Here is a 14,407-nt window from a genome sequence, read left to right as displayed (position 1 = left end):
GCCATGACCGGACTCTCGACCATCCTGATCGTCGTCGGCCTCTTCCTGGCCGGCGGCATCTACTCCTTCGTCAAGCAGCAGATGCCCAAGAGCCTGATCGTGCTGCTGTCGATCGGCGCGGCGATGTGTCTCGTCGCCGGCGTCCTGAGGCTGGAGGTGTGGAATTGAGCGCACCCAAAAAGGTCGTCGTCTTTGACTACGGCTTCGGCAACGTCCGCTCCGCCGAACGTGCCCTCGCGCGCGCGGGGGCCGATGTCGAGATCACGCGTGACTACGACAAGGCCATGAACGCCGACGGCCTGCTGGTGCCCGGCGTCGGCGCGTTCGCCTCCTGCATGAAGGGGCTGCTCGACGCCCGCGGGCACTGGATCATCGACCGCAGGCTGTCCGGGGGCCGTCCCGTGATGGGCATCTGCGTCGGCATGCAGATCCTGTTCGCGCGCGGCATCGAGCACGGCGTCGAGTCCGAGGGCCTCGACGAGTGGCCCGGCGCCGTCGAGCCGCTCCAGGCCGACGTCGTGCCCCACATGGGCTGGAACACCGTCGAGGCACCGGCCGACTCCCAGCTGTTCGCCGGCCTGGACGCGGACGCGCGCTTCTACTTCGTGCACTCCTACGCCGTCCACGACTGGCACCTGGAGACGCACAACGCGGCGATGGCGGCCCCGAAGGTCACCTGGTCCACCCACGGCAAGCCCTTCGTGGCCGCCGTCGAGAACGGCGCCCTGTGGGCCACGCAGTTCCACCCCGAGAAGTCCGGCGACGCCGGAGCCCAGCTCCTCACCAACTGGATCGGAACACTGTGAGCAAGCTCGAACTCCTTCCCGCCGTCGACGTCCGCGACGGCCAGGCCGTCCGCCTCGTGCACGGCGAGTCCGGGACCGAGACGTCGTACGGCTCCCCGTTGGAGGCCGCCCTCGCCTGGCAGCGGGCGGGCGCCGAGTGGCTGCACCTGGTGGACCTGGACGCCGCGTTCGGGACGGGCGACAACCGGGCGCTGATCGCCGAGGTGGCCGAGGCGATGGACATCAAGGTGGAGCTGTCCGGCGGGATCCGCGACGACGCCTCGCTGGCGGCGGCCCTCGCCACCGGCTGCAGGCGCGTGAACCTCGGCACGGCCGCCCTGGAGACCCCCGAGTGGGTCGCCAAGGTCATCGCCGAGCACGGTGACAAGATCGCCGTCGGTCTCGACGTCCGCGGCACCACCCTGCGCGGCCGCGGCTGGACCCGCGACGGCGGCGACCTCTACGAGACGCTGGAGCGCCTCGACAACGAGGGCTGCGCCCGGTACGTGGTGACGGACATCGCCAAGGACGGCACCCTCCAGGGCCCCAACCTGGAGCTGCTCAGGAACGTGTGCGCGGCGACCGATCGCCCGGTCGTGGCCTCCGGTGGCGTGTCGTCGCTCGACGACCTGCGGGCCCTCGCCGAGTTGGTACCTCTCGGTGTCGAGGGCGCCATCGTCGGGAAGGCGCTGTACGCGAAGGCGTTCACCCTTGAAGAGGCCTTGGAGGCGGTAGCCCAGTGAGCGACGTACGACGTGTGACGACCGGCGCGCCCTGGGAGGACGCCTTCGGCTACTCCCGCGCGGTGGAGCTGCCGAACGGTCTGGTGCTGGTGTCCGGCTGCACCTCGATAGTGGACGGCGAGATCGCCGGAGGCGGTCCGTACGAGCAGGCGATCAACGCCTTCAACGTCGCGTTCGCGGCGCTGGAGCAACTGGGTCTCGGCCGCGACGACGTCGTGCGCACGCGCATGTACATCACCCACGCCCGGGACGTGGACGACATCGGGCGCGCTCACAAGGAGCTGTTCGAGTCCGTCCGGCCGGCCACGTCGCTGGTCATCGTCTCCGGCTTCGTCGACCCCAGCCTGGTCGTCGAGGTCGAGGTGGAGGCGTTCCGAGGGGCACCCGCATGACCCTGGCCGTACGCGTCATCCCCTGCCTGGACGTGGACAACGGCCGGGTCGTCAAGGGCGTCAACTTCCAGAACCTGCGCGACGCGGGCGACCCCGTCGAGATGGCGAAGGTGTACGACGCCGAGGGCGCCGATGAGCTGACGTTCCTGGACATCACCGCCTCCTCGGGCAACCGGGAGACCACCTACGACGTGGTGCGCCGCACGGCCGAGCAGGTGTTCATCCCGCTCACCGTCGGCGGCGGTGTGCGCACCCCCGAGGACGTGGACAAGCTGCTGCGCGCGGGCGCGGACAAGGTGGGCGTCAACACGGCCGCGATCGCCCGCCCGGAGCTGATCAAGGAGATCGCGGAGCGCTTCGGCCGTCAGGTCCTGGTGCTGTCGGTGGACGCCCGGCGCACCGAGTCCGGCTCCTTCGAGGTCACCACGCACGGCGGCCGCCGGGGCACCGGCATCGACGCCGTCGAGTGGGCCCACCGGGCCGCCGAACTGGGCGCCGGGGAGATCCTGCTCAACTCGATGGACGCGGACGGCACCAAGGACGGCTACGACCTCGAGATGATCGCCGCCGTCCGCAAGCACGTGACGGTCCCGGTGATCGCCTCCGGCGGCGCCGGCAAGCTCGCCGACTTCCCGCCGGCCATCACCGCGGGCGCGGACGCGGTGCTCGCGGCCTCCGTGTTCCACTTCGGCGATCTGCGGATCGGGCAGGTGAAGGAGACGCTGCGGGAGGCGGGACACGCCGTGCGCTGACGTCTCCCCGAAGACGTCTCGCGGAGCCCCGGCCGGTGAGCGGCCGGGGCTTTCTCATGAGCAGATACGAAAGAGAAGTTGCGCAAAAAATATTGTGCAACTTTTCTTTCGTAACTAGGGTGGGGACATGACAGGCAAGGAAAGAGACCGCCGGATCACGGACCTGGGCACGCTCAAGGCCCTCGCCCACCCCCTGCGGATGAAGCTGTACCGCGGCCTGACCATCGCCCGCGTCGCCACCGCCTCCCAGCTCGCCGAACAGGTCGACGAGGCCGTCTCCCTGGTGAGCTACCACCTCCGCAAGCTCGCCGAGCACGGACTCGTCGAGGAGGCGGAACCGCAGAGCGCCGACGGCCGGGAGCGCTGGTGGCAGCCCGCCTCCGACGGGGTGAGCATCCGCGACGAGGACTTCCGCGACGCCCCGGAGAAGGCGGCGGCGCACACGGCGGCGAGCCGGCTCTTCTTCGAACAGCGGGCCGACATGTACCGCCGCTTCCTCGACGAGCGCGGCCACTGGGGCGAGGCCTGGAACACCGCGGCCGAGTCCAGCGAGGCCACCCTGCGGCTCACACCGGCCGAACTCGGCGAGCTGACCAGGGAGATGCTCGCCCTGATCCGCCGTTACGACGAGCAGGGCGCGGCCGCCGACGCCGCCGGTGACACCGAGGGCCGCGAGAACGTCGCGGTGCACACGTACGCGTTCCCGTTCCGGATCTGATCCCGTGTACGAGAGGCTCCCCATGACGTCGACCCTGCAGCCCACGGCCCCCGTCGCCGAGACGGCCGAGCGCCCCGCCCACCGGGACCCCAACGTCCTGCGCTGGCTCGGCGGGTACACCTCGTCCGCGATCGGCGACAACGTCTACTACATGGCCCTGTCCTGGGCCGCCGTCCAGGCCGGCACCCCCACGCAGGCCGGCCTGGTGACGGCCGCGAGCGCCGTGCCGCGCGCCCTGCTGATGCTCGGCGGGGGAGTGGTCGCCGACCGCTTCGGGCCGCGCCGGGTGGTCGTCGGCAGCACCGGCGTGCGCTGCGCCCTCGTGATCGTCGCCGCGTTACTCCTCCTCGTCACCAGCCCCGGCCTGTGGGCGCTGGGCGCGGTGGCCGTCCTCTTCGGTGTCGTCGACGCCGTCTTCCTGCCCGCCGCCGGCGCCCTGCCCGCCCGTATCACCGGCCGCGGCCAGCTCGCCCGCGTCCAGGGCATGCGCGGCCTCGCGGTGCGACTCTCCAGCGTCCTCGGCGGCCCCCTGGGCGGCATCGGCGTCGCCCTGGGCGGCACCGCGGGTGCCTTCGGCCTCGCCGCGCTGCTGATCGGAGCGTCCTTGCCGGTGCTGCTGACCGTGCGGGTCGGACAGCTGCCGCACGACGACGACAAGACGCGCGGTGCCGCGTTCGCCGAACTGCGGGACGGCCTGCGGCACATCCGGCACGACCGGGTACTGCTCCCGCTGATCGTCGCCATCGCGCTCGGCGACCTCGGCTTCGTCGGGCCCATGAACCTCGGGCTGACCCTCCTCGCGCAGGAGCGCGGCTGGGGCTCCGCCGGGATGGGGTGGGTGCTCGCCGGCTTCGGCGTGGGCGCCGCGGCCGCCTCGTCGCTGCTCGCCTGGCGCGGCCGGGTGCCCCGCGCGGGACGCGTGATGGCCGTGGCGAGCATCGCCGGAGCCGTGGCCATCGGCGCCCTCGCCCGGGTGCCGTCCGTCGCCGGAGCGGCCTGCGTGGCCCTGCTCGTCGGACTTGTCGCGGGACTGGGCGGTGCCCTGGCCGGAGCGCTGGTGCAGGGCAGAGCGGGTGCCGCCTACGTAGGCCGCGTCACCTCGGTCTCCACCCTGGTCAGCTTCGGCGTCGCCCCGCTCACCTTCCCGGTCGTCGGCTGGGCGATCGCCTCGTACGGCACCGGCCCGGTCTTCACGGCCTGCGCCGCGATCTGCGCCCTCAGCGGCGTCGTGGCCCTCGTCTCGGCCCCGCTGCGCCGCGCGGAACTGCCCCGCTGAGCGTAGGCACGGTACGCGGGAGCAGCCCTCAGATCCCGAGCTGCTTCGCCTCGTGCACCTTGGCGATGGCGTCCTCGTCGCCGTCGAGCCCCACCTTCGCGGCGCTCTGCCGGCCGTAGAGGAACAGCAGCAGCTCCGACGGCTCACCCGTCACCGTCACGACCGGCGTACCGCGATGGGCGACCGCCGTACGGCCGTCCGGGCGGCGCAGCACCAGCCCGGTCGGGGAGCCGCGGCCCATCAGCCGGGCGGTGCGCTCCAGGCGCGACCACAGGGCGTCCTGGAAGACCGGGTCCAGCTCGCGCGGCGACCACTCGGGCTGGGCGCGGCGCACGTCCTCGGTGTGGACGTAGAACTCGATGATGTTGGACGCCTCGTCGATCTGCTTGAGCTGGAAGGGCGAGAAGCGCGGCGGGCCGGTACGGATCAGCTGGATCAGCTCCTCGTACGGCTTGTCCGTGAACTCCTCCATCACCTTGTCCAGGCGGGAGGCGAGCTGCTTGATCAGTATCCCGCCGGCCGCGTCGGGGCGGCGCTCGCGCACCACCACGTGCGCGGCGAGCTCGCGGGTCCGCCAGCCCTCGCACAGGGTGGGGGCGTCGGGGCCGGAGGTCTCCAAGAGGTCCGCGAGAAGGAGCCGTTCACGCTTGGCGAAGGTCGACATGCGGCCAGCCTACGACCGGCTCCATGATCCGCCCACCCGTCGCCCGGCCACCACCCCTCACCGGGGCGCATTTGCGCCGCCCCCTTCCAATCGGTGGACACCACGCCGGAACTGTCAGTGGCGCGCGGCACAATGGCACCCATGACCAGCATGCCCGCCCAGCCGAGCCTGGACCCCGAGATCGCCGCGCGCCTCAAGCGCAGCGCCGACGGGCTCCTCCCCGCCATCGCCCAGCAGTACGACACCGGTGAGGTGCTCATGCTCGGCTGGATGGACGACGAGGCGCTGCACCGCACGCTCACCACCGGCCGCTGCACCTACTGGTCGCGCAGCCGCCGGGAGTACTGGGTCAAGGGCGACACCTCCGGCCACTTCCAGTGGGTCAAGTCCGTCGCCCTCGACTGCGACGCCGACACCGTGCTGGTCAAGGTCGACCAGGTCGGCGCCGCCTGCCACACCGGCGCGCGGACCTGCTTCGACGAGGACGTGCTCCTCAAGGACGGCGCTGATTCCAGTGCCACCCCCTCGGATCAGTAAGGTCAGCCGCCATGGATCTCGAGACGTTCCGCAAGCTGGCCACCGACCGACGGGTCATCCCGGTCACCCGCAAGCTCCTCGCCGACGGCGACACCCCGGTCGCCCTCTACCGCAAGCTCGCCGCCGAACGCCCCGGCACGTTCCTGCTGGAGTCCGCCGAGAACGGCCGGTCCTGGTCCCGGTACTCCTTCGTCGGCGTCCGCTCGGCCGCCACCCTCACCGCGCGCGACGGCCAGGCCCACTGGCTCGGCGTCCCGCCCGTCGGCGTCCCCGTCGACGGCGACCCCCTCGCCGCCCTGCGCGCCACCATCGAGGCCCTCCACACCCCTCACCAGGAGGGCCTGCCGCCCTTCACCGGCGGCATGGTCGGCTACCTCGGCTACGACATCGTGCGCCGCCTGGAGAAGATCGGCCCCGGCGAGCGCGACGACCTGAAGCTGCCCGAGCTGACCATGCTCCTGACCAGCGACCTCGCTGTGATGGACCACTGGGAGGGCTCGGTCCTGCTGATCGCCAACGCGATCAACCACAACGACCTCGACACGGGCGTCGACGAGGCCTACGCGGACGCGGTCGCCCGCCTCGACGCCATGGAGGCGGACCTCTCGCGCGCGGTCGCGCAGCCCCCGGCCGTCCTCCCGCCCTCCGAACTCCCCGAGTACACCGCGCTCTGGGGCGGCCCCGACTTCCAGGAGGCCGTCGAGGACATCAAGGAGCGCATCCGCGCGGGCGAGGCCTTCCAGGTCGTCCCCTCCCAGCGCTTCGAAACGCCGTGCACCGCGAGCGCGTTGGACGTCTACCGGGTGCTGCGCGCGACCAACCCGTCGCCGTACATGTACCTGTTCCGCTTCGACGGCTTCGACGTCGTCGGCTCGTCCCCCGAGGCCCTCGTCAAGGTCGAGGACGGGCAGGCGATGGTCCACCCCATCGCCGGTACGCGGTGGCGCGGAGCCACCCCGCAGGAGGACCAGGCCCTCGCCGACGAACTCCTCGCCGACCCCAAGGAACGCGCCGAGCACCTCATGCTCGTCGACCTCGGCCGCAACGACCTCGGCCGGGTCTGCGAGCCCGGCTCGGTGGAGGTCGTCGACTTCATGTCCGTCGAGCGGTACTCGCACGTGATGCACATCGTCTCGACCGTCACCGGCAAGGTGGCGGCGGGCCGCACGGCCTTCGACGTCCTGACCGCCTGCTTCCCGGCCGGCACCCTCTCCGGCGCGCCCAAGCCCCGCGCGATGCAGATCATCGACGAACTCGAGCCCTCCCGGCGCGGTCTGTACGGCGGCTGCGTCGGCTACCTCGACTTCGCGGGCGACTCCGACACCGCCATCGCCATCCGTACGGCCCTGCTGCGGGACGGCACCGCCTACGTCCAGGCCGGCGCCGGCATCGTCGCCGACTCCGACCCGGTCGCCGAGGACACCGAGTGCCGTAACAAGGCGGCGGCGGTCCTGCGCGCCGTCCACACGGCCAACCGGCTGGGCAAGTAGGGCGCTTGCGGCGCTTCGGGGAAAGTGGGGCGCTTCTCACGTGAGCCCCGGGTGATGGTTCGCCCGGGGTTCAGGCGATAGTGGGGTACGTGACTGCTGTACCTGACCCCCGTTCCGAAGCCGCCGCCCCCGCCCGGTCCGGCCGCCGGAGTCTCGCCCTCGCCCTGATGTGCGGTGCGCTGGGCGCGGCCGTGGCCCTGCTCTCGACCCGGCAGCGCTGGTCGGAGGGCACGGCGACGGTGGCCGGCGGATCCTTCCCCCTGACCGCCAAGGGCAGCGACGTCACCGGCGTCCCCGCGGCGCTCGCCATAGTGGGCCTCGCCGCGCTCGTCGCCGTCTTCGCCGTCCGCAGGGCCGGCCGCCACCTGGTCTCCGCCGTGCTCGCGCTCTCCGGCGTCGGGACGATCGTCGCGGCCCTGCTCGGCGCCTCCGACAGCTCCGCCCTCGACGAGCAGGCCGCGAAGGCCACCGGTGACACCGCGTCCACCGTGACCGCCTTCAGCCACACCGCCTGGCCGTACGTCGCGACGGCGGGCGGTGTCCTGATCCTCCTGGCCGGCCTGCTCGCCCTGCGCTACGGCCGCCTGTGGCCCGCCATGTCCGGCCGCTACGAGCGTGCGGGCGCCCCCCGCCCGCGCCGCGCCGCCCCGGCCGTCGACCCCGACCGCCCCGAGGACCTGTGGAAGGCGCTGGACCGGGGCGAGGACCCGACAGGCACGGGTCCGGCGTGACCGAGGACCCCGCCACCGGTCCCGATGTGGGGCGTCGGACGCGGGTGGAACACACCCCCGCTCGGGGCACCCGCACGCGTGCGGGACAATGGACCGCGAACATCCGGCTCCGACACGCCGGCTCAGACACGTACGACACGTACACAGCAACGAGGAGCAAGTCATGGCGGGCAGCAGCCACGGACACACCCCGGCCGCCTGGACCGGTGTCACCATCGCCATCATCGGTTTCGCCGTCGCCGGCGCGTTCATGGTGATGGCCGAGCCGCTGGGCTTCTGGGCCGGCATGGTGATCGTGGTGCTCGGCGGTGTCGTCGGCGCTGTCATGAGCGCCATGGGCCTCGGCCAGTCGAAGTCGGTCCACCCGGTGCACAAGGTCTCGGCGACGGCCGAGCCGGCGAGCGTCGAGAGCTGAGCCTCGCGGACCGACCGACCCCGCTGTGCGAAGGGGCGGTCCGGCGCCATCGGTGCCGGGCCGCCCCTTCGCGCGCGTGTGCGGCCGGGCGGGCACAATGCGAGACGTGAACGCCGACAGCCAGAGACTGGCGCCGCCCCCGCAACGGCCCGCCCCCGGGACCGTCCTGGGACGCCTCGCCGTCCCCGCCGGAGTGCTCGCGGCCGTCGCCGGGGCCTTCGCCTACGTCGGGGCCGTCGACCCCAACGAACCCGGCCACTACCCCGTCTGCCCCCTCCTGCGCTACACCGGCGTCTACTGCCCCGGCTGCGGCGGACTGCGCAGCGCCCACGCCTTCGTGCACGGGGACTTCCTGACCGCGCTGCAGGACAACGCGGCGGCCGTGGTCGCCTACCTGGGCTTCGCCGTGCTGTGGACCGTCTGGGTGGTCCGCGCGGCGCGCGGGCGGCCGATGCGGACCGACGTCGGTTCTGTGCACCTGTGGACCCTCGGTGCGTTGGTGCTGGTCTTCACCGTTGTCCGGAACCTGCCGTTCGGTGGCTGGCTCCATCCTTGATCAACAACGGAATGTCCAGGTAGTGGGACCGCTGTCGGCCGGATGCGGGGCCTTCGCCGTCCTCCGGATACCATCGCAGTGACCATGGGTTTTCGGCTGCTGGTTCCGCCCGAGGGGCGGACGCTCGGCGGAAGCCCAACCGCTTGAACAGTCAACCGTCTGGAAGGGGGCCGCTCGCGTGAGTGTGCTCGACGAGATCATCGACGGAGTCCGTGCCGACCTCGCGGAGCGGCAGGCGCGCGTCAGCCTCGACGAGCTCAAGGAGCGCGCGGCCAAGGCTCCCGCCGCCAAGGACGGAGTGGCCGCGCTCAAGGGCGACGGCGTCAAGGTGATCTGCGAGGTCAAGCGCTCCAGCCCCTCCAAGGGCGCGCTGGCCGCGATCGCCGACCCGGCGGGCCTGGCCGCCGACTACGAGGCGGGCGGTGCCGCCGTCATCTCCGTCCTCACCGAACAGCGCCGCTTCGGCGGCTCGCTCGCCGACCTGGAGGCCGTCCGCGCGCGGGTGGACATCCCCGTCCTGCGCAAGGACTTCATCGTCACGGCGTACCAGCTGTGGGAGGCCCGCGCCTACGGCGCCGACCTCGCGCTGCTGATCGTCGCCGCCCTCGACCAGCCCGCCCTGGAGTCGCTCATCGAGCGTGCCGTCTCCATCGGCCTCACCCCGCTCGTCGAGGTCCACGACGAGGACGAGGTCGAGCGGGCGGTGGACGCGGGCGCCAAGGTGATCGGCGTCAACGCGCGCAACCTCAAGACGCTGGAGGTCGACCGGGGCACCTTCGAACGCATCGCCCCCGAGATCCCCGCGAACATCGTCAAGATCGCCGAGTCCGGCGTCCGCGGCCCGCACGACCTCATCGCCTACGCCAACGCCGGCGCCGACGCCGTCCTGGTCGGCGAATCCCTCGTCACCGGCCGAGACCCCAAGACCGCAGTCGCCGACCTCGTCGCAGCGGGCGCCCACCCCGCACTGCGCCAGGGCCGGGACTGAACTCCCGGTAGGGTAGGGCCCGATGACGCTACTGAGCACCGTGACAGCCACGGACCGCTACGCCGGCCTCGCGCGCGGCTGCCGTCCCCGTGGCTGCCGCGCGCCCGCACGCAGGGTGCACGGTCGCCGGGTGAGGTACGTCATCGGTGACGAGCCGGGGCAGGTAAACGGCATGCGATGGCAACAGCTGACCTAGGGGCGCGGGGAACTGCGCGACCAGCCACAGCGGGCCCGCAGCCAACTGACCCTCCCCGCCCCCACGGCGATCGGTTTTTTCACAAAAACTCACCGTGAGGTTTCCGTATGCCCAGCGAGTTCTTCATCCCTGACCCGGAGGGTCAAGTCCCCAGCACCGAAGGCTACTTCGGTGCCTTCGGCGGCAAGTTCATCCCGGAGGCCCTCGTCGCCGCCGTGGACGAGGTCGCCGTCGAGTACGACAAAGCCAAGGCCGACCCCGAGTTCGCCCGCGAACTCGACGACCTGCTCGTCCACTACACCGGCCGCCCCAGCTCCCTCACCGAGGTGCCCCGGTTCGCCGAGCACGCCGGCGGCGCCCGCGTCTTCCTCAAGCGCGAGGACCTGAACCACACCGGATCCCACAAGATCAACAACGTGCTCGGTCAGGCCCTGCTCACCAAGCGCATGGGCAAGACCCGCGTCATCGCCGAGACCGGCGCCGGTCAGCACGGCGTGGCCACCGCCACCGCCTGCGCGCTGTTCGGCCTCGAGTGCACGATCTACATGGGTGAGATCGACACCAAGCGCCAGGCCCTCAACGTGGCCCGTATGCGCATGCTCGGTGCCGAGGTCGTCGCCGTGAAGTCCGGCAGCCGCACGCTGAAGGACGCGATCAACGAGGCCTTCCGCGACTGGGTCGCCAACGTCGACCACACGCACTACCTGTTCGGCACCGTCGCCGGACCGCACCCCTTCCCGGCCATGGTCCGCGACTTCCACCGCGTCATCGGCGTCGAGGCCAGACGCCAGCTCCTGGAGCGCGCCGGACGACTGCCCGACGCGGCCGTCGCCTGCGTCGGCGGCGGCTCCAACGCCATCGGCCTCTTCCACGCCTTCATCCCGGACGCCTCCGTGCGCCTCGTCGGCTGCGAGCCGGCCGGCCATGGCGTCGAGACCGGTGAGCACGCGGCCACCCTCACCGCCGGCGAGCCCGGCATCCTGCACGGATCGCGTTCCTACGTCCTCCAGGACGACGAGGGCCAGATCACCGAGCCGTACTCCATCTCGGCCGGTCTGGACTACCCCGGAATCGGCCCCGAGCACTCCTACCTCAAGGACAGCGGCCGCGCCGAGTACCGCGCGGTCACCGACGACGCGGCCATGCAGGCCCTGCGCCTGCTGTCGCGGACCGAGGGCATCATCCCGGCCATCGAGAGCGCCCACGCCCTCGCCGGAGCCCTGGAGGTCGGCCGGGAGCTGGGCAAGGACGGGCTGATCGTGGTCAACCTGTCCGGCCGCGGCGACAAGGACATGGACACGGCCGCCCGCTACTTCGGCCTGTACGACACCGACGCCGAGGTCGCCGAGGACGCCTCCGGCACCGCCGAGATCGAGGGGGACGCCAAGTGAGCGGGAACATTCAGCTGCTGTCCGACACCCTCGCCGCCGCCAAGGCGGAGGGCCGCTCCGCCCTCATCGCCTACCTCCCGGCCGGGTTCCCGACCGTGGACGGCGGCATCGAGGCGATCAAGGCCGCCTTCGACGGCGGCGCCGACGTCGTCGAGGTGGGCCTGCCGCACAGCGACCCCGTCCTCGACGGCCCCGTCATCCAGACCGCCGACGACATCGCCCTGCGCGGCGGTGTCAGGATCGCCGACGCGATGCGCACGGTCCGGGAGGCCCACGAGGCCACCGGGAAGCCGGTGCTGGTGATGACGTACTGGAACCCCATCGACCGCTACGGCGTCGAGCGGTTCACCGCCGAGCTCGCCGAGGCGGGCGGTGCCGGGGCGATCCTGCCCGACCTGCCCGTGCAGGAGTCGGCGCTGTGGAGGGAGCACGCCGAGAAGCACGGCCTGGCGACGGTCTTCGTCGTGGCGCCGAGCAGCAAGAACGAGCGGCTCGCCGACATCACCGCGGCGGGCAGTGGCTTCGTCTACGCGGCCTCCCTGATGGGCGTCACCGGCACCCGTGAGTCGGTCGGCGCGCAGGCGGAGGACCTGGTGGGCCGTACCCGGGCCGCGGGCGACCTGCCCGTCTGCGTCGGCCTCGGCGTCTCCAACGCCGAGCAGGCCGCAGAGGTCGCCGGCTTCGCCGACGGCGTGATCGTCGGCTCCGCGTTCGTCAAGCGGATGCTGGACGCCCCGGACCACGCGGCCGGTGTCGAGGCCGTCCGCACGCTCGCGGGTGAGCTGGCCAAGGGCGTGCGCCGACAGGCCTGAGGGAGCGGGAGTACGCACACGGGTCCCTCGTAAGGGTGGACCTGGGACCGGGGAGGCGCGCTGCGCCTCCCCGGTTCGTTCTGGTGGTGTGAGCGAGAAGAATCGTGAGGGGAAGCGCACCGCCCGGGAGCGGCTGGCGGTCGAGCGCGAGAAGCAGAAGTCCGCGGAGCGGCGGCGCAGGGCGCTGATCGTCGGCGCGAGCGTGGTGTGCGTGCTGGGCCTGGCCGCGGTCATCGGAGTCCTCGCCGCCAACGCGGGCAAGGACAAGGGCGGCGACAAGGCGGGCCCTGTCGTGGCGCCCTCGGGCGCGCAGGGCAAGGACGCCCTCGCGATCCCGGTCGGCAAGGAGAGCGCCAAGTCCACGCTCACGGTGTGGGAGGACTTCCGCTGCCCCGCCTGCAAGGGCTTCGAGGACAGATACCGCTCGACGGTCCACGAGCTGACCGCCTCCGGAAAGCTCAAGGTGGAGTACCACCTGGCCACGATCATCGACGGCAACATGGGCGGCAGCGGCTCCCGCACGGCGGCCAACGCGGCGGCCTGCGCCCAGGACGCCGCCAAGTTCCCCGCGTACCACGACGTGCTGTACGAGAACCAGCCACCGGAGACCGACGACGCCTACGCCGACAGCGCCAAGCTCATCGACTTGGCGGGCAAGGTCGACGGACTGGTCACCCCCGCGTTCCGCACCTGTGTGGAGGACGGCACGCACGACAGCTGGGTCGCCAAGTCCGGTCAGGCCTTTCAGCGCGGCGGATTCTCGGGCACCCCGACCGTCCTGCTCAACGGCACGAACATCTACCAGGACCAGTCGATGACCCCCGCGAAGCTGAAGCAGATGGTGGAGGAGGCCGACAAGGGGTGAGCATTTCTCACCGGCCCGTTATGGAGCCGTAGCCGGGCCGCCCGCCGTGGGCCCGGCCCGGCACGGTAGCGTCGACCTTGCCATGGAACTTGCCTACATTCCCAGCCCGTCGCGCGGGGTGATCCACCTCGGCCCCATTCCGCTGCGCGGCTATGCGTTCTGCATCATCATCGGCGTCTTCGTTGCCGTCTGGCTCGGCAACAAGCGCTGGATCGCCCGGGGCGGGCGGGCCGGCACGGTGGCCGACATCGCGGTCTGGGCCGTGCCCTTCGGCCTGCTCGGCGGCCGGCTCTACCACGTGGTCACGGACTACGAGCTGTACTTCAGCGAGGGCCGCGACTGGGTGGACGCCTTCAAGATCTGGGAGGGCGGCCTCGGCATCTGGGGCGCGATCGCGCTCGGCGCGCTGGGTGCCTGGATCGGCTGCCGCCGCCGTGGCATCCCGCTGCCCGCCTACGCCGACGCCGTCGCACCCGGCATCGCCCTCGCGCAGGCGATCGGCCGCTGGGGCAACTGGTTCAACCAGGAGCTGTACGGCAAGCAGACCGACCTCCCCTGGGCGCTGCACATCACGTCCTCGGCGGACGGCCGGGTGCCGGGCTACTACCACCCGACGTTCCTCTACGAGTCCCTGTGGTGCATCGGCGTCGCCGTCCTGGTCATCTGGGCCGACCGCCGCTTCAAGCTGGGCCACGGCCGGGCGTTCGCCCTGTATGTCGCGGCGTACTGCGTGGGCCGCTTCTGGGTCGAGTACATGCGTGTCGACGACGCCCACCACATCCTGGGCCTGCGCCTGAACAACTGGACCGCGCTGCTGGTGTTCCTGCTCGCCGTCGTGTACATCGTGGTGTCGGCGAAGAAGCGGCCGGGGCGGGAAGAGGTCGTGGAGCCGGGTGCTTCCGAGAGTGTCTCCGACGGTGGGACCGAGGGGGACGGTGAGAGCGAGTCGAAGAGCGACGCCGCTGCGTCCACCGAGGCTGACAAGACCGCCGACGCCGACAAGGCCGACCAGGCCAAGGAGGCTGAGAAGGCTGAGAAGGCCGACGGCGACGTGAAGGACGAAGCCCCGTCGGGGAGCAAGAAGAGCTGAGCCGAC

General features: G+C 71.8%; 19 protein-coding genes. 18 read left to right on the top strand and 1 reads right to left on the bottom strand.

Translation table 11 applies throughout. The annotated features are described in order from the left end of the window. Positions 1-3: 3 nt before the first annotated feature. The 7 genes from ACGFNV_RS21365 to ACGFNV_RS21335 all read left to right on the top strand — a co-directional run bounded on the left by ACGFNV_RS21365 (position 4) and on the right by ACGFNV_RS21335 (position 4,666). The gene (locus ACGFNV_RS21365) at positions 4-168 is read left to right on the top strand and encodes a hypothetical protein (RefSeq protein ID WP_166662469.1); all 165 of its coding nucleotides are present in this window, start codon (positions 4-6) and stop codon (positions 166-168) included. After that, positions 165-806: an imidazole glycerol phosphate synthase subunit HisH gene (gene hisH / locus ACGFNV_RS21360; protein ID WP_393624530.1), complete on the top strand. Its 642-nt coding sequence runs from the start codon at positions 165-167 to the stop codon at positions 804-806. The genes ACGFNV_RS21365 and hisH overlap by 4 nt, the downstream gene beginning before the upstream one ends. Then, positions 803-1,528: a bifunctional 1-(5-phosphoribosyl)-5-((5-phosphoribosylamino)methylideneamino)imidazole-4-carboxamide isomerase/phosphoribosylanthranilate isomerase PriA gene (gene priA / locus ACGFNV_RS21355; protein ID WP_393624529.1), complete on the top strand. Its 726-nt coding sequence runs from the start codon at positions 803-805 to the stop codon at positions 1,526-1,528. The genes hisH and priA overlap by 4 nt, the downstream gene beginning before the upstream one ends. Beyond that, positions 1,525-1,920 carry a RidA family protein gene (locus ACGFNV_RS21350; protein WP_393624528.1) on the top strand — a complete coding sequence of 132 codons (396 nt, stop codon included), beginning with the start codon at positions 1,525-1,527 and terminating at the stop codon, positions 1,918-1,920. Before priA ends, ACGFNV_RS21350 begins: the two co-directional genes overlap by 4 nt. After that, positions 1,917-2,672, top strand: a complete 756-nt coding sequence (hisF, locus tag ACGFNV_RS21345) for an imidazole glycerol phosphate synthase subunit HisF (RefSeq protein ID WP_393624527.1) — start codon at positions 1,917-1,919, stop codon at positions 2,670-2,672. Before ACGFNV_RS21350 ends, hisF begins: the two co-directional genes overlap by 4 nt. Positions 2,673-2,799: 127 nt before the next feature. Further along, positions 2,800-3,390: an ArsR/SmtB family transcription factor gene (locus ACGFNV_RS21340; RefSeq protein WP_393624526.1), complete on the top strand. Its 591-nt coding sequence runs from the start codon at positions 2,800-2,802 to the stop codon at positions 3,388-3,390. Positions 3,391-3,412: 22 nt separating this feature from the next. Further along, positions 3,413-4,666, top strand: coding sequence for an MFS transporter (locus tag ACGFNV_RS21335; RefSeq protein WP_393624525.1), 1,254 nt, complete (start codon positions 3,413-3,415; stop codon positions 4,664-4,666). A gap of 28 nt (positions 4,667-4,694) precedes the next feature. On the opposite strand, the gene ACGFNV_RS21330 is transcribed toward ACGFNV_RS21335, so the two are convergent. Then, the gene (locus ACGFNV_RS21330) at positions 4,695-5,330 is read right to left on the bottom strand and encodes a TIGR03085 family metal-binding protein (protein WP_393624524.1); all 636 of its coding nucleotides are present in this window, start codon (positions 5,328-5,330) and stop codon (positions 4,695-4,697) included. A 141-nt stretch (positions 5,331-5,471) separates the two neighbouring features. Between ACGFNV_RS21330 and hisI the strand changes: the two genes are divergently transcribed. From hisI to lgt, 11 genes are all read left to right on the top strand, one after another. Next, positions 5,472-5,867 (top strand): phosphoribosyl-AMP cyclohydrolase, encoded by a 396-nt coding sequence (hisI, locus tag ACGFNV_RS21325; RefSeq protein ID WP_393624523.1) that lies wholly within the window; start codon positions 5,472-5,474, stop codon positions 5,865-5,867. A gap of 11 nt (positions 5,868-5,878) precedes the next feature. Next, complete coding sequence (locus ACGFNV_RS21320; protein WP_393624522.1) at positions 5,879-7,357, top strand: anthranilate synthase component I; 1,479 nt, start codon at positions 5,879-5,881, stop codon at positions 7,355-7,357. A gap of 80 nt (positions 7,358-7,437) precedes the next feature. Next, the gene (locus ACGFNV_RS21315; protein ID WP_393624521.1) at positions 7,438-8,088 is read left to right on the top strand and encodes a TIGR02234 family membrane protein; all 651 of its coding nucleotides are present in this window, start codon (positions 7,438-7,440) and stop codon (positions 8,086-8,088) included. A gap of 163 nt (positions 8,089-8,251) precedes the next feature. Then, the gene (locus tag ACGFNV_RS21310) at positions 8,252-8,503 is read left to right on the top strand and encodes an HGxxPAAW family protein (protein ID WP_393624520.1); all 252 of its coding nucleotides are present in this window, start codon (positions 8,252-8,254) and stop codon (positions 8,501-8,503) included. A 97-nt stretch (positions 8,504-8,600) separates the two neighbouring features. Further along, complete coding sequence (locus ACGFNV_RS21305; RefSeq protein WP_393624519.1) at positions 8,601-9,059, top strand: DUF2752 domain-containing protein; 459 nt, start codon at positions 8,601-8,603, stop codon at positions 9,057-9,059. A gap of 178 nt (positions 9,060-9,237) precedes the next feature. After that, complete coding sequence (trpC, locus tag ACGFNV_RS21300; RefSeq protein WP_393624518.1) at positions 9,238-10,047, top strand: indole-3-glycerol phosphate synthase TrpC; 810 nt, start codon at positions 9,238-9,240, stop codon at positions 10,045-10,047. Positions 10,048-10,069: 22 nt separating this feature from the next. After that, entirely contained in the window at positions 10,070-10,243 is a 174-nt protein-coding gene (trpM, locus tag ACGFNV_RS21295) for a tryptophan biosynthesis modulator TrpM (protein WP_393624517.1), read from the top strand. 107 nt (positions 10,244-10,350) lie between these two features. Next, positions 10,351-11,634 carry a tryptophan synthase subunit beta gene (trpB, locus tag ACGFNV_RS21290; RefSeq protein ID WP_393624516.1) on the top strand — a complete coding sequence of 428 codons (1,284 nt, stop codon included), beginning with the start codon at positions 10,351-10,353 and terminating at the stop codon, positions 11,632-11,634. After that, the gene (gene trpA / locus ACGFNV_RS21285) at positions 11,631-12,446 is read left to right on the top strand and encodes a tryptophan synthase subunit alpha (RefSeq protein ID WP_393624515.1); all 816 of its coding nucleotides are present in this window, start codon (positions 11,631-11,633) and stop codon (positions 12,444-12,446) included. The genes trpB and trpA overlap by 4 nt, the downstream gene beginning before the upstream one ends. 88 nt (positions 12,447-12,534) lie before the next feature. After that, on the top strand, positions 12,535-13,311 hold the full coding sequence (locus ACGFNV_RS21280) for a DsbA family protein (protein ID WP_393624514.1): 777 nt from the start codon (positions 12,535-12,537) through the stop codon (positions 13,309-13,311). 82 nt (positions 13,312-13,393) lie between these two features. Continuing rightward, positions 13,394-14,401: a prolipoprotein diacylglyceryl transferase gene (gene lgt / locus ACGFNV_RS21275; protein WP_393624513.1), complete on the top strand. Its 1,008-nt coding sequence runs from the start codon at positions 13,394-13,396 to the stop codon at positions 14,399-14,401. The last annotated feature ends 6 nt before the right edge of the window (positions 14,402-14,407 follow it).

This window comes from Streptomyces sp. NPDC048751 (genome assembly GCF_043198595.1).
GTDB lineage: Bacteria > Actinomycetota > Actinomycetes > Streptomycetales > Streptomycetaceae > Streptomyces.
The sequence above is the reverse complement of the archived record's forward strand: the minus strand, read 5'-3'. Positions and strand labels throughout refer to the sequence as shown.

Excerpts from the sequence above, each read along its gene's own strand:
- ACGFNV_RS21365 (WP_166662469.1), top strand. The coding sequence starts at position 4 with ATGACCGGACTCTCGACCATCCTGATCGTCGTCGGCCTCTTCCTGGCC.
- hisF (WP_393624527.1), top strand. The coding sequence starts at position 1,917 with ATGACCCTGGCCGTACGCGTCATCCCCTGCCTGGACGTGGACAACGGC.
- ACGFNV_RS21340 (WP_393624526.1), top strand. The coding sequence starts at position 2,800 with ATGACAGGCAAGGAAAGAGACCGCCGGATCACGGACCTGGGCACGCTC.
- ACGFNV_RS21335 (WP_393624525.1), top strand. The coding sequence starts at position 3,413 with ATGACGTCGACCCTGCAGCCCACGGCCCCCGTCGCCGAGACGGCCGAG.
- ACGFNV_RS21330 (WP_393624524.1), bottom strand. The coding sequence starts at position 5,330 with ATGTCGACCTTCGCCAAGCGTGAACGGCTCCTTCTCGCGGACCTCTTG.
- hisI (WP_393624523.1), top strand. The coding sequence starts at position 5,472 with ATGACCAGCATGCCCGCCCAGCCGAGCCTGGACCCCGAGATCGCCGCG.
- ACGFNV_RS21320 (WP_393624522.1), top strand. The coding sequence starts at position 5,879 with ATGGATCTCGAGACGTTCCGCAAGCTGGCCACCGACCGACGGGTCATC.
- ACGFNV_RS21310 (WP_393624520.1), top strand. The coding sequence starts at position 8,252 with ATGGCGGGCAGCAGCCACGGACACACCCCGGCCGCCTGGACCGGTGTC.
- ACGFNV_RS21305 (WP_393624519.1), top strand. The coding sequence starts at position 8,601 with ATGCGAGACGTGAACGCCGACAGCCAGAGACTGGCGCCGCCCCCGCAA.
- trpM (WP_393624517.1), top strand. The coding sequence starts at position 10,070 with ATGACGCTACTGAGCACCGTGACAGCCACGGACCGCTACGCCGGCCTC.
- trpB (WP_393624516.1), top strand. The coding sequence starts at position 10,351 with ATGCCCAGCGAGTTCTTCATCCCTGACCCGGAGGGTCAAGTCCCCAGC.
- lgt (WP_393624513.1), top strand. The coding sequence starts at position 13,394 with ATGGAACTTGCCTACATTCCCAGCCCGTCGCGCGGGGTGATCCACCTC.